Genomic DNA, 23,827 nt, shown 5'->3' with positions numbered 1-23,827 from the left:
CAGGCGGTCCCCTGGGGTTCTTTAATGGCCGGAAGGTCTGCCGGCGCTTTGGGGTCAGCATATGCCTGAGGGTCGGAGGAGCCGGGTGCAAAAACGACAGGGGAATTGCCGAAAGCGTCAAGAAACGACAAAGGCATAGGCATGACGACGCAGCAGGTCCTCACGATGATGCAGCCATTCAGGCAGGGGGGCGCTCTGGGGCGGAATTCAGAAGTCGGGAAGATACGCCCAAACAAAAAAAACGAGGGTGACTAACGTCGTCAATGTGACTAGAGCCACCTGAGCCAACATCATGTATTTGAATTTTTTGGGAATGTATCGACCTGCTCCAAGTCGATGGCGCCCAGTTTCAGGAACATTTGGGGCCGAAGGAACATCGCGCTTACGATGGCTAATTTTCTGATATCTCCTAGAAACCCGGTCCCGATCTGGAACAAACTAGAGTCCGTGACCGCTAAACAGTTATCCAGTGATTTATTGATCTTGTTTCGCAGATACAACGTTATCAACACCGTATACAACAGAGTGACTACGAAAAGGATACACATCGTCAAAACGATAAAGTCATGATCCGCAGAATGAATGGCGCCACCATGACGATAGTGTCCGCTTCTAATTATCATAATGACCTCCGGGCCAATCGCAAAAAAGCTGTCAGCTACTAATAGCTTCACGCACCCTGCAAATACAACCAAAATACTTATATGCTTACATTAATGATGCCACCCTTTGAAAATAGCTCTCACCAGCGTCGGCTGCTATTTCGGTGCCAATGGAGATATTCTTCAAAGCATATGAAGTCGTTAGAAATCATAAAAGTAGAGCCAGGCACGAAACACCAACATGGCCGTAAAAAAAATGATATTTAGAAAAAACGGCACCACGATCAATAGTTTCCATTTTTTTGGAAAGTCCACTACCTGCCGGACATCAATGACTCCTCGCTTGAGGAACAGCTTAGGGAAAATTAAGATACACGCCACAGTGCCTACCCTATAGACATCTCCGATAAATCCCAAGCCACCAAAAGTGGTCTTGATATCTATAATTATGGAACATCGAGAAAGACGGCTGTCCACCTCGTCCCTTACCCACCAGGTGATGAATAGCAGCACCAATAAGTTCAGGATTCCAGGGATCATTATCGAAGTTGCAACTAGGCCAGGTACGATATCTTTCATTGAGAGACCTCATAGAGTAACTCGCCCGTCATCTCGCCTCCCTTACCTCCTATCTCGCCCCCCAACCAACCCAATATCCCAGCAGTGATGACACCGCAGGCGAGTGCACCCGGACCTGTTGTAAGCCCCAACCCGGTAACGCAAATCACAGTAGCCACTCCCGCGCCGGCCGCAGCGCCCCCCAAATTACCAACCAGCTTACTCCCCTCAACATACTTCGCCTTCGTACACTCATCCTCCCGGCCCGTCGAGCAAGCCGTCTTGATATCAACCGCCGTCGAAGCTGTATCGAGAACTATCCCCACATAAGCTCCTCTTTTTATTAGCTTCGCCGCTTTGGCAACGCCGCTCGTTTTTTCGGCGTAGTGTCTGATCTCGCCAGTGTGCAGGTAGCTTTTAGTTGAGATCCCCAGCATTCGCCGGATTGAGCCTGTGTTCCGCAGTCCTGCTCCCAGACTAAGAAAGCCTTTCAGCAGCTTTTCGAGTTTGTCGAAAAGCTGACGGCGTTTGGTATAGAACAGATTTCGTTCGATCAGGGTTCCCGAGGCCATGTGTTGCTTATGCAGGGCATCGATGCTGTCGAGCGTGGTCTTGATCTGCTCCAGATGCTTTTCCCAAGCGTCAGCAGCCATTCCGATACCGATTGAGGTATTGCCAAGTAGCCGCGTGATGAGTTCGTGGTTGGCCACGATGAAGTCGTCGCCTCCTGCGTCGTTATCGATGAGGCCCTGATGGGTCATCGTAGCAAGCCTCATGAGTTCGGCTTCTTCAGACGTGCACGCGGAGGTTGAATCATCGGGGACGATGACGATTTCTCCCGCCGCTACGGTGGAATTGCGGATGTGGGCATTAAGCACATCGAATTTATCGGCCGCGCGGCGCCCCAAGGGCAGTTTTGCCTTGATAGAAAAATAGGTCTGCATCTGATCATTGATGAAGCTGTAAGGCCGCGACATAGAAGACCCTCACGCGTAAATCGTGTTTTTGATACGGTCCCAGCCACCCGTCACGTTGCCGCCCCCACCACCATCGCTACGACGCTGCTGAACGTAGTTGGTTTTGATACGTCCGTAATCGAGCTGCACCACTTCGCGGGGCACGCCATCACTCGCGCTTTGGGCATAGTCAGCGATGATCACTTCCTCGAGGACGATCTCATAATATTTGAGCTTGTCGCCACCGGCACGATGTACCGCGATGGTCACCTTTGAAAAGTGCTGACCTGCACAGCTTGCCTGCAGCAGCTTCGCACTGGCAGCGTCGAGGAATTGGAGAAGTTGAAGGTGGTAACAGTGGTCCGGCCTGACGAAGCACCGCCCGCCGAACTGGCAGTTGCCGATGCGCTTTGATGGGTGCCGAAGTTATAGCCGAGGATTTCAATCCAGTTCTTGTGCTGGTCGTCGAGGCTCTCACCTGGAATGCCGTCGAATTGGATAAATGCGTCGAGCGCCATGAGTTCTCTCCCAGAGTTGCTTGACCGGTGTCATTTGCGAGTGCCGGTTAACGGCGCGGATTGGATCCTACCCAAAGAAACTCGCTACAAAAACCCTGATGGAAAATTTCAGACTTTTCCGTAGGACGGTTCTTTTACTTCGCGAATATTCGAGAAAACTCCCTATCTGACGCATCAGAAGTCCAAGCGTCGCGAGCAAAAACGACTGCAAAATGGTCGAAACCGTCAACAAGCGACGCTGGCTCACGGCGTACGGTCGATGCCCGCATTTGACACCTGTTCTTTGGCTCGCGCTTGGGCGAGAATCCATTCCATCTCTGACTCGGAAAGCCCCAATGAAAACCATGTTTCTGGCTCTGGCTCTATTCGCGACAGGCGCACACGCAGCAGCCAATCCGGCCGCCAGCCCTTGTGACGGCGTTGAAGAAGATCAGCAGACGCTCGAGTGCTCGGTGTACAGCCGCGACACGGCGGAGAAGTTGCTGACCGAGAATGTGCAGAACGTGCTTGAGCGCGTGCAGACGCAGTTCGGGGCGAACAAGGCTCAGGCCGAGGAATTCGCCACCAAACTCAAGGCGGCCCAGGAAGCCTGGAAAAAACTGCGTGACGCGGATTGCGCCGTTGAAGTGTTCCCGGCCAAGCCCGGCACCAAGGAATTCAACATCGACCAGAACGACTGCCTGACCCGCGCCAGCGACGAACGATCGGAGTATCTGGACACCGTCGCGCAGTCTGAGTGATCCCGAATGCGCTACCCTGACGCCCTTCCCGAGCTCAAGGTATGCACATGAACATCTGCGGCGTAGAAATCAAAGGCAGCGAGGCCATCTTCGCTGTCGCCACTCGCGCGTCCGGCGCACTCGAACACGTTGCACTGCCTACCAAGAAGATCGCACTCGAAGACGACGATGAGGCCGTCAACGTCAAAGCGTTTGCCCGCCAGATCGAGGCATTCGTGCGTGACAATGGCATTGGTCATATCGCAATCAAAAAGCGCAGCAAGAAAGGCGAGTTCGCCGGCGGCCCGACGACGTTCAAGATCGAGACCATCTTTCAGCTGCTGGAAGACTGCGACGTCGTCCTGCTGTCGCCCCAGACCATTAATGCTCAGATGAAGAAGCACAGCTTTGAACTGCCGACGGCGCTGAACAAATATCAGCACGAGGCTTACAAAGCGGCGTGTTCGGCGTTGATGAAGACCCAGTAAGCAATACGTTTACTGGGGTTCTCTTCGCTGCAGCAGCCACTCGCCCAGCGCCTTGTCCTCCAGGGCGTACGCGCCGCGACTGGACTTCCACACCAACTCTTTGTCACGTAACGCGTCGATGGCCGCCTGAATGGTCTGAGTACCCGGCACCACTTCGCTGCCCAGCGCCTCCAGTGCCTTTCCCACTGCAAGTAACGTGGCATCGGCGAAGGGTGCGAACGGCTGGTTGTCGCGGGCGCGATCAGCCATCACTTCCAGCACCGCGCGCTGCGGCAACGTCAGGGCGTTGTAGGCGCTTTCAAACTCCTCCCACACGCCCGCCCGCAGCAACCGGGCGCTGTCATGCAGCAATTGGCCAAGATTCTCGGCGTCTCCCAGCTCAAGCGCCACATCGCCGATGATTGCACGCAGCATTTCGGGACGGCGCCCCACGAGCTCGAACGCTGAATCGATATCCGCTGCGGAAAACTGGTTGGTGAGGGCCAGATGGCTGTTGAGGTGGGCCGTGTAGGCTTTGGTGAAGTCTTTGCCTAACAGCGGAAACGGCGTAATGCTTGAGCCATAAAATGGTTGATTTTTGTTCAATACCAGATGGGCCAGCTTGTCTCGGTTCGAGCCTGTCAACACTAGCCGCAAGGCGCCGTTGCCTTGCTCATGACCTTGATTGAGCTCGTCCCGTGCGGCCTTCAACGCAAACATCGCGTTGACCCCGGCTTCACTGGTCAAGGCGTGCTGAGCTTCATCGATGATCAGCACGATCATCTTCTGCGACGCACTGTGCAACAGCTGCAAGGCCTGCGTTAACGTCGAGCCCACTGGCAATTGCGGCGTGGTGAAGTCCCACGACAACGTGCGCAGGAAATTGAGCTTATCGATGCCGGCTGATTTGGCGAGCTTGCGAATGCCTTTTTCGTACGGCACCAGAGCAACGGCGATGGCCGCACTGATCAGGTCTGCGGGGTCCTGTTTACGATCAGCCCAGAGGTCGACATACACTGGCAGCCAGCCTTCGCTCAGACACTGCGGAACCAGATCCTCGCGCAGGAAGGTGCTCTTGCCCGTGCGACGCGGCGCCGCGAGGAACAGTCCTGATGAGTAGTCGTGCAGTCCTTCGCCGGTCAAACCTTCGGCGACGGTAGACGCGAGGCCAGTGCGCTTGAACACAAAACCAGTGCGTTTGGTCATGATTTATACCCAATTATTGCTCGGACTATAATTTATAGTCGCGAGTATAATTGACAATAATCAGGAGTCAAACAGCCTTCGTCTCGCGCGTGCGACCGCGATCTTCCCTAGGGCACACCACAAATCTCGCCCTGTAACTGCGGGTGAAATACGACGGCGATTCAAACCCGCAGGCAATGCTGACTTCCAGCACGCTCATATCGCTCTGGCGCAGCAGCTGTCTGGCTTTTTCCAGCCGCAGGCCGAGATAAAAATTGCTCGGCGTGTCATTCAGGTGCAAGCGGAACAACCGCTCCAGCTGACGCCGCGTCACCTGAATGCCTTCTGCCAGTTCCAGCGTGCTCAGCGGCGGCTCGGTGTGCTGCTCCATGACGCCGATGACCTGCACCATTTTCTTGTTGTTGATGCCATAGCGCGTGGCAATCTGCATGCGCTGGTGGTCTTTGCGCTGGCGTATGCGCCCGAGGACGAACTGCTCGGACACTTGGATCGCCAATTCTGGCCCGTGAGCCTGCCCGATCAGGTCGAGCATCATGTCGATGGAGGCGGTGCCGCCGGCCGAGGTGATGCGGCGTCGGTCGATCTCGAACAATTCCTGCGTTGCTAGCAGCCGGGGATAGGTTTCCTTGAAGGCGTCGAGCGCTTCCCAATGCAGGGTCAGGCGATAACCCTCCAACAGACCGGCTTGGGCGAGGATGAAGCTGCCTGTGTCGATCGCCCCAAGAACCACGCCTTCCAGGTCCAGTCGGCGCAGCCAGTGTTCCAGCGTGCCTGTGTAAAACTTCAGTGGATCGACGCTGCCCATCACCCATAACGTCGCGCCTTTTTTCAGCGGCTCAAGCGCGGCATCGGCATTTACCGACATGCCGTTGCTGGCAATCACAGGACCGCCGTCGACGCTCAGGATGTGCCAGCGAAACAGCTCGCCACCAAAGCGATTGGCGACGCGCAACGGCTCAAGCGCCGACACGAAGCCCATCATCGAAAAGCCGGGCATGAGCAGAAAGTAGAAATCCTGGGACATCGTTGGCGCGTTCCTTGGGATTTGAGCGACAGAGGCGATTTGGGCGAGACGTGATCAGAAGCAAGCGAGCTTCCTGGGCCCGATCATCAAATACACCTCTTGCCGATGGGCAGCAACAGCACAGGTCGCTGCTGTGCAAGACCGTGTCGCCGCTGTGCGTTTTGAGGGGTTCGCCGCTGCGTAGCTTTGCACCTCAAAAGCGGAATGCAAATGTCCGCGTTACTGTCTGGCCTGCAAGGAACCTCACCCATGAATCACGACGTCATCATCACCTGCGCACTGACCGGTGCTGGCGACACGACCGGGAAAAGCCACCTGGTCCCGATCACGCCCAAGCAGATTGCCGCTGCCGCAGTCGAGGCCGCCAAGGCCGGGGCGACGGTCGTGCACTGCCATGTGCGCGACCCCGAGACCGGCAAGTTCAGCCGTGACGTCGAGCTTTACCGCGAAACCATGGACCGCATTCGTGAAGCCGACATCGACATCATCGTCAACCTGACCGCGGGCATGGGCGGCGATCTGGAAATCGGCTCGGGCGAACGTCCGACCGATTTCGGCCCCGGCACCGATCTGGTCGGTCCGCTGACCCGGCTGGCGCATGTCGAAGCGCTGCTGCCGGAAATCTGCACGCTGGATTGCGGCACCCTCAACTTCGGCGATGGCGACACCATTTACGTGTCCACGCCCGCGCAACTGCGGGCCGGTGCCAAGCGCATTCAGGAGCTGGGTGTTAAGGCCGAACTGGAGATTTTTGACACCGGCCACCTGTGGTTTGCCAAGCAGATGATGAAAGAAGGCTTGCTCGACAACCCGCTGTTTCAGCTGTGCCTGGGCATTCCGTGGGGGGCGCCGGCGGACACCACCACGATGAAAGCCATGGTCGACAACTTGCCTGCCGATGCAGTCTGGGCCGCCTTTGGTATCGGCCGCATGCAAATGCCGATGGCCGCGCAGGCCGTGTTGCTCGGTGGCAACGTGCGGGTTGGTCTGGAGGACAACATCTGGCTCGACAAAGGTGTACTCGCCAGCAACGGCGCACTGGTCGAGCGCGCCAGCGAGATTCTCAGCCGCCTGGGCGCCCGGGTTATGACCCCGGCAGAGGGCCGCGTGAAGATGGGGCTTAAGAAGCGGTTTTGATCCCTCCACAAATCCTACCGTGCAGCAGTGCGCTTGCTCGCGATAACGGTGTGTCAGTCACACATGCCGCACAGATAAATAGCTATCGCGAGCAAGCTCACTCCCACAAGGGCTTCGACACTTTTTCGAGTAACCGACATGACCTTCATTACACAGATCAAAACCTTCGCCGCCTTGGGCAGCGGTGTCATCGGCAGCGGCTGGGTGGCGCGCGCGCTGGCTCATGGCCTGGATGTCATGGCCTGGGACCCGGCGCCGGGTGCGGAAGCGGCGCTGCGCAAGCGCGTCGCCAACGCCTGGCCGGCGCTTGAGCAAAAGGGCCTGACGGGGGGCGCCTCCCAGGAACGCCTGCGATTCGTCGACACGATCGAGGAATGCGTCCGCGATGCTGACTTCATCCAGGAAAGCGCCCCGGAGCGCCTTGACCTCAAACTGGATCTGCACAGCAAGATCAGCGCGGCGGCCAAGCCTGACGCAATCATTGGCTCCAGCACTTCCGGCCTGCTGCCATCGGAGTTTTACGAAAGCGCCACCCACCCGGAACGCTGCGTGGTGGGTCATCCGTTTAATCCGGTTTATCTGCTGCCACTGGTGGAAGTGGTCGGCGGCAAAAACACTGCGCCTGAAGCGGTGCAGGCGGCGATTCAGGTCTATGCATCACTCGGCATGCGCCCGCTGCATGTGCGCAAAGAAGTCCCCGGCTTCATTGCAGATCGCTTGCTGGAAGCGCTATGGCGTGAGGCGTTGCACTTGGTGAACGATGGGGTGGCGACCACCGGCGAAATCGATGACGCGATCCGTTTCGGCGCTGGCTTGCGCTGGTCATTTATGGGCACCTTCCTGACCTACACCCTGGCCGGCGGTGATGCGGGCATGCGCCACTTCATGGCGCAATTCGGCCCGGCGCTGCAGTTGCCGTGGACCTATCTTCCGGCGCCCGAGCTGACCGACAAGCTGATCGACGATGTGGTCGATGGCACCTCGGATCAACTGGGCAGCCACAGCATTTCAGCGCTGGAGCGGTATCGCGATGACTGCCTGCTGGCGGTGATTGAAGCGGTGAGAATCACAAAAGCCAAGCATGGGATGGCGTTCGAGGATTGATACGCCAGCGCCCTATCGTCTGAACTGGGGCCTTCGCGAGCAAGCTCGCTCCTACAGGGGATCGAGAAATACTGTTCTGATGTGCACCCGAAATTTCGCGGTGTGGCGCTTGCCGTCTTCCCGGCTAAAGCCGGCCCTACATTGGTTCACGCAAGACCTGTGGGAGTGAGCTTGCTCACGAACAGGCCCATTCAGCTCACCACGATTTCAGCCATGGGAATTCTATGCCTGCGCTCATTACCTACAAAACCTCGGTCCTCGCCGATTGGGTCGACTACAACGGTCACCTCCGCGATGCCTATTATTTACTGATTTTCAGCTTCGCCACAGACGCCTTCATGGACCGAATCGGCCTCGCCAGTGACGATCGGGATGCGAGCGGCCACTCGCTGTTCACGCTCGAGGCGCACATCAACTTCCTGCACGAAGTGAAGCTCGGGGAAGCGGTGGAAGTGCGTACGCACATCATCGGACACGACCGCAAGCGGGTGCAGCTTTATCACGGGCTTTACAAAGCAGAAGGGGATGTCGAGTTGGCAGCGAGCGAGCAGATGCTGCTGCATGTGGACTTGGCCGCCGGGCCGAAGTCGGCGCCGTTCAGCGACGCGTCACTACAGGCACTGCGATTGTTCACTGAAGCACAGCGTGACCAGCCTGACCCAATGTATGTCGGCCGAGTCATCGGACTGCCGAAATAACGTTCGCGAATCACAGCCACAAAAAAGCCCGCATCGCTGCGGGCTTCTTCATTCTTGCAAATTGATCAGAAAACGATCAGTTCACTTTGGCGTTCAGCTCGCCCTTGGCATAACGCTCGAACATCTTCTCCAGGGAGATCGGCTTGATCTTGGAGGCGTTGCCGGCGGTGCCGAATGCTTCGTAACGGGCGATACACACATCGCGCATGGCCGATACGGTTTTCGCCAGGTACTTGCGTGGGTCGAACTCGCTCGGGTTTTTTGCCATGAACTCGCGGATGGCACCGGTGGACGCCAGACGCAGGTCGGTGTCGATGTTGACCTTGCGCACGCCGTGCTTGATGCCTTCAACGATTTCTTCGACCGGCACGCCGTAGGTTTCTTTGATGTCGCCGCCGAACTCGTTGATGATTTTCAGCCATTCCTGCGGAACGGAAGAAGAACCGTGCATCACCAGGTGGGTGTTCGGAATGCGCTTGTGGATTTCTTTGATGCGCTCGATCGCCAGAATGTCGCCGGTAGGCGGCTTGGTGAACTTGTAAGCGCCGTGGCTGGTGCCGATGGCGATGGCCAAGGCATCGACTTGGGTTTTCTTGACGAAATCCGCTGCTTCTTCCGGATCGGTCAACATCTGGCTGTGGTCCAGCATGCCTTCTGCGCCGACACCGTCTTCTTCACCGGCCATGCCGGTTTCCAGCGAACCCAAAACGCCCAGTTCGCCCTCAACCGAAACACCGCAGGCGTGAGCCATGGCGACGGTTTCCTGGGTGACGCGAACGTTGTACTCATAGTCCGCAGGGCTTTTGCCGTCTTCGCGCAGCGAACCGTCCATCATCACCGAGCTGAAGCCCAGCTGGATGGAGCGCTGGCAGATGGCCGGGCTGGTGCCGTGGTCTTGGTGCATAACCACCGGGATGTGCGGGAATTCTTCGATCGCCGCCAGGATCAGGTGGCGCAGGAACGGGGCGCCAGCGTATTTGCGCGCACCGGCCGAAGCCTGAACGATCACCGGAGAATCGGTCTTGTCGGCCGCTTCCATAATGGCGCGCATTTGTTCCAGGTTATTCACGTTGAATGCAGGGACGCCGTAACCGAATTCGGCTGCGTGGTCCAACATCTGGCGCATGCTGATAAGTGCCATTGTCTGTCTCTCTCCCGGTGGGGTCGTTAATCGTGCGTGCCGTATTGGCGGCTATTCAAATTATAGGGGTCGATTGCTCAGTCATCGCCCCGGTGCAGCCTCGCTCGAACTGCTCGGCCCTTTACGGCGCCTTGCAGCCACGACCGATCAAATCGTTGGTAGCGTCCCAGTAGACCAGGCCTTCGCTGCCCTTGTTGTCGAACGCCAGCACGCCGTTACTGTAGAGCGCGCCCGAAGCTCCGGGCGATGCTTGCAGACGGAATACCTGCTCGCTCTGATTGAGGCGTACATCCACCTCCTTCTTCGCGGCATCGGCGTACTTCCAGAAAATTTCGGCTTTGCTGTCGCAGACCCAATGGGTCCAGGGGGCTGCCGGTTCCGATGCCTTCATGCTGGCGCAACCGCTCAGCAGCATCAGTGTCGCAAGGGCTAACAAGCCTTTCATTACTACTCCTGAATCCCCTGCACCGCGTGACGGATGTCGATCATGGTAGGGGCAATGCTGTTCCTGTATTCCGGCACACCATCAACTGACACTCAGTGACAGGGGACTGGTCCCACGGCAGGCATGAATTCGTATTTTTCCCAGACCTCAGGCCCGCCACGCTTGTAAACGATCGGTACGGTTTCCGCCTGCCAGCCCGCCTGATAGCAGCTGACCTGAAGCAATCCCGGTGCCGCGCTGGACGTCGTCTCCGCTTCAGGCTTGCTTGCGCAGCCGACCAGCAAACCCGCCATGATCAACAGCGGTAATGGCTTGACCATTTCACTCCCCTTCACCTTGGCCGGTCAGGCCTTGGCGCGTTGTTCCAGAACTTCCACGGCAGGCAGAACCTTGCCCTCGACAAACTCGAGGAACGCACCGCCGCCTGTAGAGATATAGGAGATTTTGTCGCCTACACCATATTTGTCGATGGCGGCCAACGTGTCGCCCCCGCCAGCGATGGAGAAAGCAGAGCTCTCAGCGATTGCCTGAGCCAGCGTCTTGGTACCTTCGCCGAACTGATCGAACTCGAATACGCCGACCGGGCCGTTCCAGAGAATAGTCTTGGAAGATTTCAGCAGTTCGGCAAAGTGAGCAGCTGTTTGAGGACCGATGTCGAGAATCATGTCGTCATCGGCCACGTCGGCGATCAGTTTGACGGTCGCTTCGGCATCGGCGGCGAATTGCTTGGCAACCACCACGTCCACCGGCAACGGCACACTGACCTTGGCCGCGATGGCTTTGGCAGTCTCAAGCAGATCTGGTTCGTACAAGGACTTGCCAACTGGATGACCCGCTGCTGCCAGGAAGGTATTGGCGATGCCACCCCCGACAATCAGCTGATTACACTTCTCGCTGAGGCTATTGAGCACGTCCAGTTTGGTGGAGACTTTGGAGCCGGCAACGATAGCCGCCATTGGCTGGGCCGGATTGCCGAGGGCCTTGCCCAGCGCGTCAAGTTCAGCGGCCAGCAGCGGACCGGCGGCGGCGACTTTAGCGAATTTGGCCACGCCGTGGGTCGAGCCCTCTGCACGGTGGGCAGTGCCGAAAGCGTCCATCACGAACACATCACACAAAGCGGCGTACTTCTGCGCCAGCTCGTCAGCGTTCTTCTTTTCGCCCTTGTTGAAGCGCACGTTCTCGAACAGCACGATATCGCCCGCCTTGACGTCGACACCGTCCAGGTATTCCGCGACCAGCGGCACTTCACGACCGAGCGCCTTGCTCAGGTAGTCAGCAACCGGCTTGAGACTGTTCTCGGCAGAAAACTCGCCCTCGGTGGGGCGACCCAAGTGAGAGCAGACCATAACGGCTGCGCCTTTCTCCAGCGCCAGCTTGATGGTTGGCAGCGACGCGAGAATGCGGGCATCGCTGGTCACCACGCCGTCTTTGACCGGAACGTTGAGGTCTTCGCGGATCAGTACACGCTTACCTTGCAGATCGAGGTCGGTCATCTTCAACACGGTCATGAGGCATTCCCTGTTTTTACTATTGTTTATGAGTGGTGTGCAGGTAGTGATCGGCGACATCCAGCATGCGATTGGCAAAACCCCACTCGTTGTCGAACCACGCCAGGATGTTCACCAACCGAGGGCCCGAGACCCGCGTCTGGCTGGCATCAATGATGGCCGAGTGCGGGTCGTGGTTGAAATCGCAACTGGCATGCGGCAATTCGGTATACGCCAGCAGTCCCTTCAGCGGGCCGCGGGTGGCGGCCTCGCGCAGGATGCGGTTGATCTCGACGGCATCGGTATCACGAGCGACCTGCAGCGTGATGTCCAGGCACGAGACGTTCACCGTCGGCACACGAACTGCTTTGGCCTGAATTCGGCCGGCAAGTTCCGGAAGCAGCCGCTCGATGCCGCGCGCCAGACCAGTGGACACCGGGATGATCGACTGAAACGCCGAGCGCGTACGGCGCAGATCTTCGTGATGATAGGCGTCGATCACCGGCTGATCGTTCATCGCCGAGTGAATCGTGGTGATGGTGACGTATTCGAGGCCCAGTTCGCGATTCAGCAGGTCGAGCAATGGCACGCTGCAATTGGTGGTGCACGACGCGGCAGACACCAGCCGCTCATCGCCCGTCAGGGTTTCCTGATTGATGCCGTAGACGATGGTGGCGTCGACGTCGGCTTCGCTGGCCATGGGTTGGGAGAACAACACCCGTGGTGCACGGGCCGAAAGAAAGCGCTCGCCGTCGGCGCGCGTGTTGTAGACGCCGGAGCATTCGAGCAGCAGATCCACGTCGAGCGAGCCCCAGTCGATGCCTTCCGGCGTCGCGCTGCGAAACACTTTGATGACGTGATCGTTGATGTGCAGAAAATCGCCTTCGACCCGCACTTCGCCGGGAAATCGGCCGTGTGTGGAGTCAAAGCGCGTGAGGTATTCGAGACTGGCCATGTCGGCCAGGTCGTTGATTGCCACCACGTCAAAGCCAGCCTTTGCACCTCGCTCGCACAGCGCGCGCAGCACGCAGCGGCCGATACGACCGTAACCATTGAGGGCGACTTTATAAGGGCGTGGCTGAGGCATGGGGTTCTCAACATCTTGAGTGGTACAGAGAACCTGCAGGCGCGTGGCTCTTCCCGCGATCTGCCAGTTACAGGCAGCAGATCGCAGGACAAGTCACGCGCCTACAAGGGCAACGCGGTGGTGCTTAGTCTTCCAGCAGCTCTTCAGCCGTGGAAAGAACGTTCTCCAGCGTGAAGCCGAACTCTTCGAACAGCAGATTGGCAGGTGCCGACTCGCCAAAGGTGGTCATGCCGATGACGCGACCTTCCAGGCCCACGTATTTGTACCAGTAGTCGGCGTGAGCAGCTTCGATGGCGATGCGGGCGCTGACTTGCAGCGGCAGAACCGACTGCTTGTACTCGGCGCTCTGGGTTTCGAAAACGCTGGTGCACGGCATGGAAACCACACGCACGTTCTTGCCATCTGCGGTCAGCTTGTCGTATGCCTGAACAGCCAGGCCGACTTCGGAACCGGTGGCGATCAGGATCAGGTCCGGCTCGCCGCTGCAGTCGCGCAGCACGTAACCACCGCGGTTGATGTTTTCCAGCTGCTCGGCATCACGCGCCTGATGTTGCAGGTTCTGACGAGAGAAGATCAGCGCCGATGGGCCGTCATCACGTTCGATGGCGTGTTTCCAGGCGATGGCGGATTCAACGGCATCAGCCGGGCGCCAGCAGTCCAGGTTCGGCGTGGTGCGCAGGCTGGTCAGTTGCTCGATCGGCTGGTGAGTCGGGCCGTCTTCGCCCAGACCGATGGAGTCGTGGGTGAACACATAGATGATGCGTTTCTTCATCAGCGAAGACATGCGCACGGCGTTGCGGGCGTATTCCATGAAGATCAGGAAGGTCGCGCCGTACGGCACGAAGCCGCCGTGCAGGGCGATACCGTTCATGATGGCGCCCATGCCGAACTCACGAACACCGTAGTGCAGGTAGTTACCGGTGGCGTCTTCGCCGGTGATGCTGCGGCAGCCTTTCCAGATGGTCAGGTTGGAACCTGCCAGGTCAGCGGAGCCGCCGAGGAACTCAGGCAGCAGCGGACCGAAGGCGCTCAAGGCGTTCTGGCTGGCCTTGCGGCTGGCGATGGTTTCGCCCTTGGCGTTGACTTCAGCCACGTACGCGGCGGATTTCTCGGCGAAATCAGCAGGCAGTTCACCGCTCATGCGGCGGATCAGCTCGTTGGCCTCGGTCGGGAAGGCAGCGGAGTAGGCAGCGAAACGCTGGTCCCATTCGGCTTCGACGGCCAGGCCTTTTTCCTTGCCGTTCCACTCGCTGTAGATGTCGGCCGGGATTTCGAACGGACCGTGGGTCCACTTCAGCGCAGCGCGGGTCAGGGCGATTTCTTCAGTGCCCAGCGGAGCGCCGTGGCAGTCTTCCTTGCCCTGCTTGTTCGGCGAACCGAAACCGATGGTGGTCTTGCAGCAGATCAGCGTCGGCTTGTCGCTCTTGTGAGCGGTGTCGATGGCGGTTTTGATCTCGTCGGCGTCATGGCCGTCGACGTTACGGATGACCAGCCACCCGTAGGACTCGAAGCGCTTCGGGGTGTCATCGGTGAACCAGCCTTCGACTTCGCCGTCGATGGAAATCCCGTTGTCGTCGTAGAACGCGACCAGCTTGTTCAGTCGCAGCGTACCGGCCAGCGACGCGACTTCATGGGAGATGCCTTCCATCATGCAGCCATCACCCATGAACACGTAGGTGTGGTGGTTGACGATGTTGTGGCCTGGACGGTTGAACTGAGCAGCCAGAGTTTTCTCGGCAACCGCAAAACCAACGGCGTTGGCGAAACCCTGACCCAGTGGGCCGGTGGTGGTTTCAACGCCCGGGGTGTAGCCGTATTCCGGGTGGCCCGGCGTGCGGCTGTGCAGCTGACGGAAGTTTTTCAGGTCTTCGATGGACAGGTCGTAGCCGGTCAGGTGCAGCAGCGAGTAGATCAGCATCGAGCCGTGACCGTTGGACAGGATGAACCGGTCGCGGTCAGCAAACATCGGATTGGCTGGGTTGTGCTTCAGATAATCGCGCCAAAGCACTTCAGCGATATCCGCCATGCCCATCGGGGCACCCGGGTGGCCGCTATTGGCCTTTTGCACGGCATCCATGCTGAGGGCACGAATGGCATTGGCTCGCTCACGACGGCTTGGCATCGCTGATCTCCTGGGGCAGATAAAAGTGGGACCGGAAAAAGGCGGCCATTTTCCCTCAGGCACCCTCCGGGGGCAATGACAGATCACACACCATCGGTGTTTTCCTCTGCCGCTAACGTGTTTTCGTACACCGCACCCAGCGCGCGACGGCAAACGGCAGAATCACGGCGCCGGGGTGCCGCCACTGATCGACCAATATCAAAACTTTTTGATATTGCCCTTGCGACACCACTGGTCGATAACTAGACTGCCTGCCTTATGAATCTTCGCGTGCCTGCCATTAGCCATGATGAATGCGACGAGCTGGCTGCCCTGTGCAAAGCCGGCGGCGATCCGCTGCGGCTGAATGTCTTGCGCGCACTGTCGAACGATTCCTTCGGCGTACTGGAGCTGGCGCAGATCTTTGCGATCGGTCAGTCCGGCATGAGCCACCACCTCAAGGTCCTGGCCCAGGCAGACCTGGTGGCGACGCGGCGTGAAGGCAACGCGATCTTTTATCGACGCGCCCTGCCCCACACCGAACACACCGGCGGCAAGCTGCACGCGGCGATGCTTGAAGAAGCCGACAACCTGCGCCTGCCCGATGACGTACAGACCCGGATCGGGTTGGTGCATCGCCAGCGGGCCAATGCCAGTCAGGATTTCTTCGCACGCACTGCCGAGAAATTTCGGGCCCAGCAGGACCTGATCGCAGGGCTGCCGCAATACCGCGACAGCCTGCTGTCGTTGCTGGACAAGCTGAGCTTCACCGCCGATGCCACGGCGATAGAAGTGGGGCCGGGCGATGGCGGTTTTCTGCCGGATCTGGCGCGGCGTTTCCGACATGTGACGGGCCTGGACAACAGCCCGGAAATGCTCGATCTGGCGCGCAAGATCTGCACGCAGAAGTCGCTGGTTAACGTCGAGCTGAAACTGGCCGATGCACTGACCAACGCTAATATCTCCGGCAACTGCGTGGTCTTGAATATGGTGCTGCACCATTTCGCCGCGCCCGCCGAAGCGCTCAAACAATTGGCCAACCTGTTGCAACCGGGCGGTAGCCTGCTGGTGACAGAGTTGTGCAGTCATGACCAGAGCTGGGCCAAGGAGGCCTGTGGCGATCTCTGGTTAGGCTTCGAACAGGAAGATCTGGCCCGTTGGGCCATCGCTGCGGGGCTGGTCCCCGGGGAAAGCCTGTACATAGGCTTACGTAATGGTTTCCAGATCCAGGTCCGCCATTTTCAGCGACCGGCTGGCAACACTCACCATCGGTACTAATCAGGAAAACCGTCGAGATGAGCGAATACTCCCTTTTCACCTCCGAGTCCGTGTCTGAAGGACATCCGGACAAAATCGCCGACCAGATCTCCGATGCGGTGCTGGACGCCATCATTGCCCAGGACAAGCAGGCGCGCGTCGCCGTGGAAACCCTGGTCAAGACCGGTGTGGCCATTGTTGCCGGCGAAGTCACCACGACCGCGTGGGTCGACCTGGAGCAGATCGTTCGTGACGTGATCTGCGAGATCGGCTACACCAGCTCCAACGTCGGTTTTGACGGTGCGACCTGCAGCGTGATGAACATCATCGGCAAGCAGTCCCCTGACATCAACCAGGGTGTCGACCGCGCAAAACCTGAAGATCAGGGCGCTGGCGACCAAGGCCTGATGTTCGGCTACGCCAGCAACGAAACCGCCGAGCTGATGCCTGCGCCGATCGCGTTCTCGCACCAGTTGGTACACCGCCAGGCCGAAGCCCGTAAATCCGGCCTGCTGCCGTGGTTGCGCCCGGACGCGAAATCCCAGGTCACGTGCCGCTATGAAAACGGCATCGTGGTGGGCATCGACGCCGTTGTGCTGTCGACCCAGCACAACCCGGAAGTGTCCTACAAAGATCTGCGCGAAGGCGTGATGGAGCTGATCGTCAAGCACGTGCTGCCGGCCGAACTGCTGCACAAGGACACTCAGTTCCACATCAACCCGACTGGCCAGTTCATCATCGGCGGCCCAGTGGGCGACTGCGGTCTGACCGGTCGCAAGATCATCGTCGACAGCTACGGCGGCATGGCCCGTCACGGTGGCGGCGCGTTCTCCGGTAAAGATCCATCGAAGGTCGACCGCTCGGCTGCGTACGCTGGCCGTTATGTCGCCAAGAACATCGTCGCTGCCGGCCTGGCCGAGCGCTGCGAGATTCAGGTGTCCTACGCCATTGGCGTTGCACAGCCTACGTCGATCTCGCTGAACACCTTCGGCACCGGCAAGATCAGCGACGACAAGATCGTCCAGCTGGTCCGCGAGCACTTCGACCTGCGTCCATACGCAATCACCAAAATGCTCGACCTGCTGCACCCGATGTACCAGGAAACCGCAGCCTACGGCCACTTCGGCCGCACGCCGCAAACCAAGACCGTGGGCGACGACACCTTCACCACGTTCACCTGGGAAAAAACCGACCGCGCCGACGCGTTGCGCGCCGCTGCCGGTTTGTAATATCCGCTGGGTGCATAGCGCTTAGCGGCACCCGGTAAAAGAAAAAGCCCTTGGCGATGTGAGTCGCCCGGGGCTTTTTGCATTCGGGCTGCGGAAACAATCACACCCTACGCGCCACCAGCAAAAACGACGCCGCACTCGCCAACAACCCCGCACACACCCGGTTGAACAGCCGCTTGCCACTGGGCTTGGCAAACAACCGCCGCGCATGCACACCCATCCAGCAATACAGCCCGATAGCGATACATTCCAGCGCCAGAAACATCGCGCCCAATTGTGCGAATTGAGTGGTGACAACGCCGGTACGGTCCAAGAATTGCGGCAGAAACGCCGTGAACAACAGAATGGCTTTGGGATTGCCGATGGCGACCAGACTCCTGACGTGCCAGCCTCGCCACGCCAACCTGCGCGCCCGCTTCAATATCGTGGGCCTCCGACGGCGCTCGCCACAGTTGTAACGCCAGATAGAACAGATACGCCGCCCCCACAATTTTGATCGCATGAAACAACCACTCGGACGTGTGCAGCACTGCCGTAAGCCCGACCGCCGCCAGCGCAATCATGATCGCGAATGCCAGCAACCGACCGAGCCCGCCCATGCAAGCGCCGCCGAATCCGTAACGTGAGGCGTTGCTGATGGAGAGCAGGTTGTTGGGGCCAGGCGCCATGTTCAAAGCGAAACAGGCAGGAACGAATAAAGCGACGGTCGACAGGTCCATGGCGCGTTTCTTCCTATTGCTGGGATGAAACATCATTTTGCACTCGTGACCACCCAGCTCAAGACACAGCCGGGCGTGGAAAAAAGGCCTGGCTGTACCGGTGCGAGACAAAAGCGGTAACCAAGGCGCGATGAAACGCCCATCGGGAAAACCTAGCCTTGCAGTCCCTCCCCCGGCAAGGACGCTCCAATGCTGCCCCTCCTCCGCGCTATAACCTGCGCTTTAATCGCCCTCGTTTCCATCGCTACTAATGCCACCTCCTGCCCCGACTGGCCACCGGCCAAAGCCCGAAGCGAGATCCTGGCGCTGCAAAGCCAGATCACCCAGTGGGACGACAGTTATCACCGCCAAGGCGTTTCTCTGGTGGCCGATGAGTTGTACGACCAATCCGTTCAGCGCCTCGCCGATCTGCGCAGTTGTTTCGCGACCACGTCGGCGTCGCCCTCCAACCCCCTGAAAACCTCTCGCGGTCCTGTCGCACATCCCATCCCGCACACCGGCCTGACAAAATTGCCGGGCGAGGCCGCCGTTCAAGCGTGGCTTGAAGAGCGAAGCGATCTGTGGATTCAGCCAAAAGTGGATGGCGTGGCGGTCACGCTGGTTTATGTCGACGGCAAACTGGTGAGTGCCATCAGCCGGGGCGACGGCGTTTTCGGCCAGGACTGGACGGGGCATGCCCACCAGATCGAGGCGATTCCTCGCCATCTCGCGTGGGAAAAGACCGTGATCCTCCAAGGCGAGCTGTATTGGAAGCTGACAGATCACGTTCAGGCGGACGCCGGCAGTCTGAACGCTCGCAGCAAAGTAGCCGGCTTGTTGGCGCGTCACGCGATCAGCGAGGAGGCAGGCGCGCACATCGGCTTGTTCGTCTGGGACTGGCCGGAAGGTCCGACGGGGATGAACGAGCGACTGGCAGGGCTCAGAGCCATGGGTTTCGAGGACAGCGCGCGATTCAGTGAGCCGCTGGAGGGTTTCACTCAGGCAAAGAACTGGCGAGAGCACTGGTACTGTTCGCCGCTGCCGTTTGCCACCGATGGCGTGGTCATCCGGCAGGGCGAGCGCCCATCGGCCGAGCGCTGGCAGGCGAAAGCGCCTTACTGGATCGCGGCGTGGAAGTACCCGTTTGCGCAAGCGCTGGCCGAGGTGCGCAAGGTTCATTTCAATGTCGGGCGCAGCGGCAAGATCACGCCCGTGCTGGACATCGAACCGGTGCGCCTGGATGACCGAATGATCGCCCGCATCAGCGTCGGTTCGCTGAGGCGCTGGGAGCAGATGGACATACGGCCCGGGGATCAGGTCGCGATCAGCCTCGCCGGGCTGACGATTCCGCGTCTGGACGAGGTGGTATCGCGCAGCGTCGAGCGCGCTCCGCTGAATGTTCCGAGAGCGGAGGATTTCCATCCACTGAGTTGCTGGCAGCCCACCGAAGGCTGCGAAAGCCAGTTCCGTGAACGACTTAAATGGCTGAGCGGGAAGAAGGGGTTGGCGCTCAGCGGCGTAGGACCGGGCACGTGGGACAAGTTGATTAAGGCGGGGCAATTAAAGGGTTTGTTGGACTGGATGACCCTCGACGGTGCACAGCTTGCTAACATTCCCGGCCTGGGCGAGCGCAGCAGCGCTAAACTGCTGGCAAGTTTTCAGGCTGCACGTGAGAAGCCCTTTGTCGTGTGGCTCAAAGCCATCGGTTTGCCGCCCGCGACGGGCGTTGATCTGGGCGGATCCTGGGTAGCGCTGGCCTCGCGAAGCGCCGTGGAATGGCAGGCCGAACCCGGCATTGGCTCAGGACGGGCGAAGCAGTTACATGCATTTTTTCAAGACCCGCAGGTGCAGGCGTTAAGTCGCCAACTGCGGGACGAAGGCATCAACGGTTTTTAGTATTTTTAGGGCCGCATGATTGTGTCGAGCGTGCGGCTATTTGTGTTCAAGGAGTATTCATGAAATTCCTGTCATCCCTTTTTGCGTTCACCGCGTGCGGATTTCTGGTCGCGCCCGTGTTTGCGGCCGACCAAGCGCCGGAACCGTCCGGATGCGCCGCGAAGCGTCAGGACATCACCACTCAGATTGAAAACGCCAAGGCCGCAGGCAATACCAATCAACAGGCCGGGTTGCAAAAAGCCCTGAGCGAGTTAAACGCCAACTGCAACGACGTCGACCTGGTCAAGCAGCAGGAGCAAAAGGTGTTGGATGCCAAGCGCGAAGTCAGCCGTCGCCAGGCGGACCTGAACAAGGCCATGAGCAAGGGCGATCCGGAGAAAATCGACAAGCGAAAAGACAAGCTGGCCGAGTCCCGCAAAGAACTGCAGGACGAGCAGGAAAAGCTGGAGAAGGTGCAGCCCGACGAGGATGACGAGTAAGGTCGTCGGCGGGGCCTTTATCTTTTTCTACAGGAGTGACCGGAATGGCGCTCCACCTTGCTCGCGAAGAAGGCATTTCCACCGATGAAGATTTGGCGGATGTACTGGCCTCTTCGTGAGCAAGCTCACTCCCACCCGGTCTTTTTCGCGGCAAGACCTCAGGGTGTCAGCGCTACCGTTGAGTGATCAAACTGAAACGCCAAACAGCGCGATCACCAACCCCAACCCGACGATCCAGGCCAGCGAGCGCAAGGCCGCGAGATCGGCTAGATAAAAGATGATGTAGAGCAGGCGACTTGTCACGAACAGCACCGCGAGCACGTCGATCGTCACCAACTGCGCCACGCCGGCGACATGGGCGATGATCACGCCAGCGGCAAACCCTGGAATCGCTTCGAAGCTGTTCTGCTGCGCGTTGTGGGCGCGCCGCGGGAGACCTTCGAGGCGGTCGAGAAAGTCCCGGGGATCATGATTGTGCCGTGGACTGAATTTGCCGCTGCTGAACTTGGCAATGCCAGCGCACCCTATCGGCAACAGAATCACGATCAACACGCACCAAAAAGCAACGGTCATAACCACATCCTTTTTTAGAATTTGAGCTTCATTAGAACGATGCCCCTCTACAGCCTAAGAACTGCAGCCTGGCGAAAGGTTCTTTCAGGTCCTGCATGCCTGAAAGCGTTACACGAATCACACGCCTCCAGTGGGCCATCGTGCCCCCATAGTGGGACCGGCTTTAGCCGGGAAGGCGGCACCCGCCACACCGCAAATTTGATGCGCACACACCGGCCCCCTTCCCGGCTAAAGCCGGTCCTACTAAACATCGCATTCAGTCAGTTAAATGAGCGTAACTCAGCACTGATTATTCGTCGTTACTGCGACCGCCAGCCCGATTGGCTAAGATGCCAGCCACCCAGCCGACCCCGGCTGTATCTCGTTGCCCAGGAGCCTGCATGTCCAGCGAAGAAGACGCCACCCTCAGTGGTGCTGCGCCGATGATTCCCGATCAGCGCCGGGAGTTGATGCTGCGTCAGTTGCGCAAGCATCAGGTGCTGAGCGTGCATCAGCTCATGGAGATGTTCGACTGCTCGCACATGACCGTTCGCCGCGACATCGCGCTGCTTGAGCAAAGCGGTCGCGCTTATTCGGTGACCGGCGGGGTGCGCATCGCCAGCCAGGTTCACAGCGAGCCCAGTCACCAGTCCAAAGCGGTGGTCGAGCTTCCGCACAAACAGGCGATGGCGAAACTGGCCGCCAGCCTGTTGCACCCCGAGATGACCGTGTACCTGGACGCTGGCACCAGCACGCTGGAAATCGTCCCGCACATCGTCGCGCTGGCAGGCATGACGGTGGTGACCAACGACTTCGGCGTCGTCAATGCACTCGCTGACGCAGCCCATGTGGACGTGATTCATACCGGCGGGCTGCTGGACCATCCGAATCGATCCTGTGTTGGCGGTCTTGCGGCAGCGACGTTGCGGCAATTGGCAACCGATGTAGCGTTCATGTCGACCAGCTCATGGGATCTGCAGCGAGGCACGACCACGCCTTCGGCGCTGAAGGTTGAGGTCAAACAAGCAGCGATGCAGTCGGCGTCGCGCACGGTGTTGCTGACGACCAGCACGAAATACGGCACCTTTGGCATGTACAAGGTCGCGGGCCTGGAGCAATTCGACACGATCATCAGCGATGACCGCCTCGCCCACGGCGCAGCGGACAGCATTCGCGGGCTTGGGGTTGAATTGATGTTGGCGTCAGTGGGTAAGGTCGCGCTCTCCTGAGGCTGACATCCCTGGTGTGGGAGTGAGCTTGCTCGCGAAGCGGTCTTTCAGCCGCTGAAGATGCGGTGGATGCTCCTGCTGCTTCGCGAGCAAGCTCGCTCCCACAATTTACGTGCTGACAGAGACATCCCACCCAAAACCGTGCACCCAAGCCTTGGCAGCCAGCCAGGGCTTTTTTGTGCCCGATCAGGCTGATGTTAATTTTTGTTAACTCAAAAAAGGACTTCACATTATTCGATCATGGGTTCACTATCTTTAACAGATCAGAACAAACACCGTTCGAGTGCTGATGAACTTTCGGCGCTCACCCGAGGAGAGATTCATGAATAACAAGAATGTCGGCGTCATTGGTCTGGGTGCGATGGGCCTGGGCATTGCGCGCTCCTTGCTGCGCAGCGGCTTCAACGTTCATGCCTGTGATGTGCGCGCGGCCGTCACCGAGCAATTCGCCAGCGAAGGCGGCGTTGCCTGTGAATCCCCTGCGAGCATGGCCGCTGCCTGCGACGTGATCATCACCGTGGTGGTCAACGCCGAGCAGACCGAAACCGTATTGTTCGGCGACAACGGCGCAGTCGCCGCCCTGCGCCCGGGCAGTCTGATCATCGGTTGCGCCACGGTCGCACCGACCTTCGCCATCGAGCTGGGTCAGCGCCTCACCGAAAAGGGCCTGCTTTACCTCGACGCTCCGATCTCCGGCGGCGCGGCCAAGGCAGCCGCAGGCGAAATGACGATGATGACTTCCGGCCCGGCTGATTCTTACGCCAAAGCCGACGCGATCCTCAACGGCATGGCCGGCAAAGTCTATCGCCTGGGCGACGTCCACGGCCTGGGCTCGAAAGTCAAAATCATCAATCAGCTGCTGGCCGGCGTCCACATCGCCGCAAGCGCGGAGGCCATGGCCCTGGGCCTGCGCGAAGGCGTCGACGCGGACGCGCTGTTCGAAGTGATCACCAACAGCGCCGGTAACTCGTGGATGTTCGAGAACCGCGTGCCGCACATCCTCAAAGCGGACTACACGCCGCTGTCGGCCGTGGACATCTTCGTCAAGGACCTGGGCCTGGTACTGGATACCGCCCGCGCCAGCAAATTCCCGCTGCCGCTGTCGTCCACCGCCCACCAGATGTTCATGCAGGCCTCCACCGCAGGCTTCGGGCGCGAGGATGATTCTGCCGTGATCAAGATTTTCCCCGGCATCGAACTGCCGACCGCCAAGCCTGAAAACAACTGAGATGACGCT

22 protein-coding genes and 2 pseudogenes are annotated in these 23,827 nt (G+C 59.0%); 11 read left to right on the top strand and 13 right to left on the bottom strand.

From position 1 onward, the window contains the following. Positions 1-803 precede the first annotated feature (803 nt). From QWI20_RS19490 to QWI20_RS19480, 3 genes and pseudogenes are all read right to left on the bottom strand, one after another. Positions 804-1,181 (bottom strand): hypothetical protein, encoded by a 378-nt coding sequence (locus QWI20_RS19490; protein WP_369306824.1) that lies wholly within the window; start codon positions 1,179-1,181, stop codon positions 804-806. Continuing rightward, on the bottom strand, positions 1,178-2,137 hold the full coding sequence (locus QWI20_RS19485; protein WP_074886729.1) for a hypothetical protein: 960 nt from the start codon (positions 2,135-2,137) through the stop codon (positions 1,178-1,180). Before QWI20_RS19485 ends, QWI20_RS19490 begins: the two co-directional genes overlap by 4 nt. 9 nt (positions 2,138-2,146) lie before the next feature. Beyond that, positions 2,147-2,634: pseudogene (locus QWI20_RS19480) on the bottom strand (Hcp family type VI secretion system effector). A gap of 335 nt (positions 2,635-2,969) precedes the next feature. On the opposite strand from QWI20_RS19480, the gene QWI20_RS19475 reads away from it, so the two are divergent. Then, positions 2,970-3,374 (top strand): lysozyme inhibitor LprI family protein, encoded by a 405-nt coding sequence (locus QWI20_RS19475; RefSeq protein WP_369306823.1) that lies wholly within the window; start codon positions 2,970-2,972, stop codon positions 3,372-3,374. Positions 3,375-3,421: 47 nt separating this feature from the next. Then, complete coding sequence (locus tag QWI20_RS19470; protein WP_369306822.1) at positions 3,422-3,841, top strand: DUF3010 family protein; 420 nt, start codon at positions 3,422-3,424, stop codon at positions 3,839-3,841. 9 nt (positions 3,842-3,850) lie between these two features. On the opposite strand, the gene QWI20_RS19465 is transcribed toward QWI20_RS19470, so the two are convergent. Next, a complete protein-coding gene (locus QWI20_RS19465; RefSeq protein ID WP_369306821.1) occupies positions 3,851-5,026 on the bottom strand; it encodes a hypothetical protein in 1,176 nt (391 codons plus the stop codon). Between the two features lie 67 nt (positions 5,027-5,093). Continuing rightward, positions 5,094-6,050, bottom strand: coding sequence for a GlxA family transcriptional regulator (locus QWI20_RS19460; protein ID WP_369306820.1), 957 nt, complete (start codon positions 6,048-6,050; stop codon positions 5,094-5,096). Positions 6,051-6,299: 249 nt separating this feature from the next. Here QWI20_RS19460 and QWI20_RS19455 point away from each other — a divergent pair, with 249 nt between their 5' ends. The 3 genes from QWI20_RS19455 (at position 6,300) to QWI20_RS19445 (ending at position 8,989) form a co-directional block, all read left to right on the top strand. Further along, positions 6,300-7,187: a 3-keto-5-aminohexanoate cleavage protein gene (locus QWI20_RS19455; protein WP_369306819.1), complete on the top strand. Its 888-nt coding sequence runs from the start codon at positions 6,300-6,302 to the stop codon at positions 7,185-7,187. A 138-nt stretch (positions 7,188-7,325) separates the two neighbouring features. Further along, positions 7,326-8,291, top strand: a complete 966-nt coding sequence (locus tag QWI20_RS19450) for an L-carnitine dehydrogenase (RefSeq protein WP_369306818.1) — start codon at positions 7,326-7,328, stop codon at positions 8,289-8,291. A gap of 224 nt (positions 8,292-8,515) precedes the next feature. Beyond that, positions 8,516-8,989, top strand: a complete 474-nt coding sequence (locus QWI20_RS19445; protein WP_369306817.1) for a thioesterase family protein — start codon at positions 8,516-8,518, stop codon at positions 8,987-8,989. Positions 8,990-9,065: 76 nt separating this feature from the next. On the opposite strand, the gene fba is transcribed toward QWI20_RS19445, so the two are convergent. The 6 genes from fba to tkt all read right to left on the bottom strand — a co-directional run bounded on the left by fba (position 9,066) and on the right by tkt (position 15,271). Then, on the bottom strand, positions 9,066-10,130 hold the full coding sequence (gene fba, locus QWI20_RS19440) for a class II fructose-bisphosphate aldolase (protein WP_037018967.1): 1,065 nt from the start codon (positions 10,128-10,130) through the stop codon (positions 9,066-9,068). Positions 10,131-10,251: 121 nt separating this feature from the next. Then, entirely contained in the window at positions 10,252-10,575 is a 324-nt protein-coding gene (locus tag QWI20_RS19435) for an MliC family protein (protein WP_065991241.1), read from the bottom strand. 92 nt (positions 10,576-10,667) lie between these two features. Then, positions 10,668-10,895, bottom strand: a complete 228-nt coding sequence (locus QWI20_RS19430) for a hypothetical protein (RefSeq protein WP_369306816.1) — start codon at positions 10,893-10,895, stop codon at positions 10,668-10,670. Positions 10,896-10,919: 24 nt separating this feature from the next. Continuing rightward, complete coding sequence (locus QWI20_RS19425; RefSeq protein WP_369306815.1) at positions 10,920-12,083, bottom strand: phosphoglycerate kinase; 1,164 nt, start codon at positions 12,081-12,083, stop codon at positions 10,920-10,922. Between the two features lie 19 nt (positions 12,084-12,102). Continuing rightward, entirely contained in the window at positions 12,103-13,149 is a 1,047-nt protein-coding gene (gene epd, locus QWI20_RS19420) for an erythrose-4-phosphate dehydrogenase (RefSeq protein ID WP_369306814.1), read from the bottom strand. Positions 13,150-13,273: 124 nt separating this feature from the next. Further along, entirely contained in the window at positions 13,274-15,271 is a 1,998-nt protein-coding gene (gene tkt / locus QWI20_RS19415) for a transketolase (RefSeq protein ID WP_369306813.1), read from the bottom strand. A 258-nt stretch (positions 15,272-15,529) separates the two neighbouring features. Here tkt and QWI20_RS19410 point away from each other — a divergent pair, with 258 nt between their 5' ends. Together QWI20_RS19410 and metK are read left to right on the top strand one after the other, a co-directional pair. After that, complete coding sequence (locus QWI20_RS19410) at positions 15,530-16,528, top strand: ArsR/SmtB family transcription factor (RefSeq protein ID WP_369306812.1); 999 nt, start codon at positions 15,530-15,532, stop codon at positions 16,526-16,528. A gap of 17 nt (positions 16,529-16,545) precedes the next feature. Then, complete coding sequence (metK, locus tag QWI20_RS19405) at positions 16,546-17,736, top strand: methionine adenosyltransferase (protein ID WP_369306811.1); 1,191 nt, start codon at positions 16,546-16,548, stop codon at positions 17,734-17,736. A gap of 100 nt (positions 17,737-17,836) precedes the next feature. Here metK and QWI20_RS19400 read toward each other — a convergent pair. Next, positions 17,837-18,455, bottom strand: a pseudogene (locus QWI20_RS19400) (LysE family translocator). Positions 18,456-18,644: 189 nt separating this feature from the next. Between QWI20_RS19400 and ligB the strand changes: the two are divergent. Together ligB and QWI20_RS19390 are read left to right on the top strand one after the other, a co-directional pair. After that, entirely contained in the window at positions 18,645-20,330 is a 1,686-nt protein-coding gene (gene ligB, locus QWI20_RS19395; protein WP_369306810.1) for an NAD-dependent DNA ligase LigB, read from the top strand. A gap of 59 nt (positions 20,331-20,389) precedes the next feature. Next, the gene (locus QWI20_RS19390; RefSeq protein ID WP_369306809.1) at positions 20,390-20,809 is read left to right on the top strand and encodes a DUF1090 domain-containing protein; all 420 of its coding nucleotides are present in this window, start codon (positions 20,390-20,392) and stop codon (positions 20,807-20,809) included. A 186-nt stretch (positions 20,810-20,995) separates the two neighbouring features. Here the strand turns inward: QWI20_RS19390 and QWI20_RS19385 are convergent, their stop codons facing one another. Beyond that, a complete protein-coding gene (locus QWI20_RS19385) occupies positions 20,996-21,382 on the bottom strand; it encodes an MAPEG family protein (protein WP_369306808.1) in 387 nt (128 codons plus the stop codon). A 380-nt stretch (positions 21,383-21,762) separates the two neighbouring features. Between QWI20_RS19385 and QWI20_RS19380 the strand changes: the two genes are divergently transcribed. Further along, entirely contained in the window at positions 21,763-22,590 is an 828-nt protein-coding gene (locus tag QWI20_RS19380) for a DeoR/GlpR family DNA-binding transcription regulator (protein WP_369306807.1), read from the top strand. A gap of 322 nt (positions 22,591-22,912) precedes the next feature. Then, a complete protein-coding gene (ltnD, locus tag QWI20_RS19375; RefSeq protein WP_369306806.1) occupies positions 22,913-23,818 on the top strand; it encodes an L-threonate dehydrogenase in 906 nt (301 codons plus the stop codon). Positions 23,819-23,827 lie beyond the last annotated feature (9 nt).

The organism is Pseudomonas sp. W2-17 (assembly GCF_041060445.1).
GTDB lineage: Bacteria > Pseudomonadota > Gammaproteobacteria > Pseudomonadales > Pseudomonadaceae > Aquipseudomonas.
The sequence above is the reverse complement of the archived record's forward strand: the minus strand, read 5'-3'. Positions and strand labels throughout refer to the sequence as shown.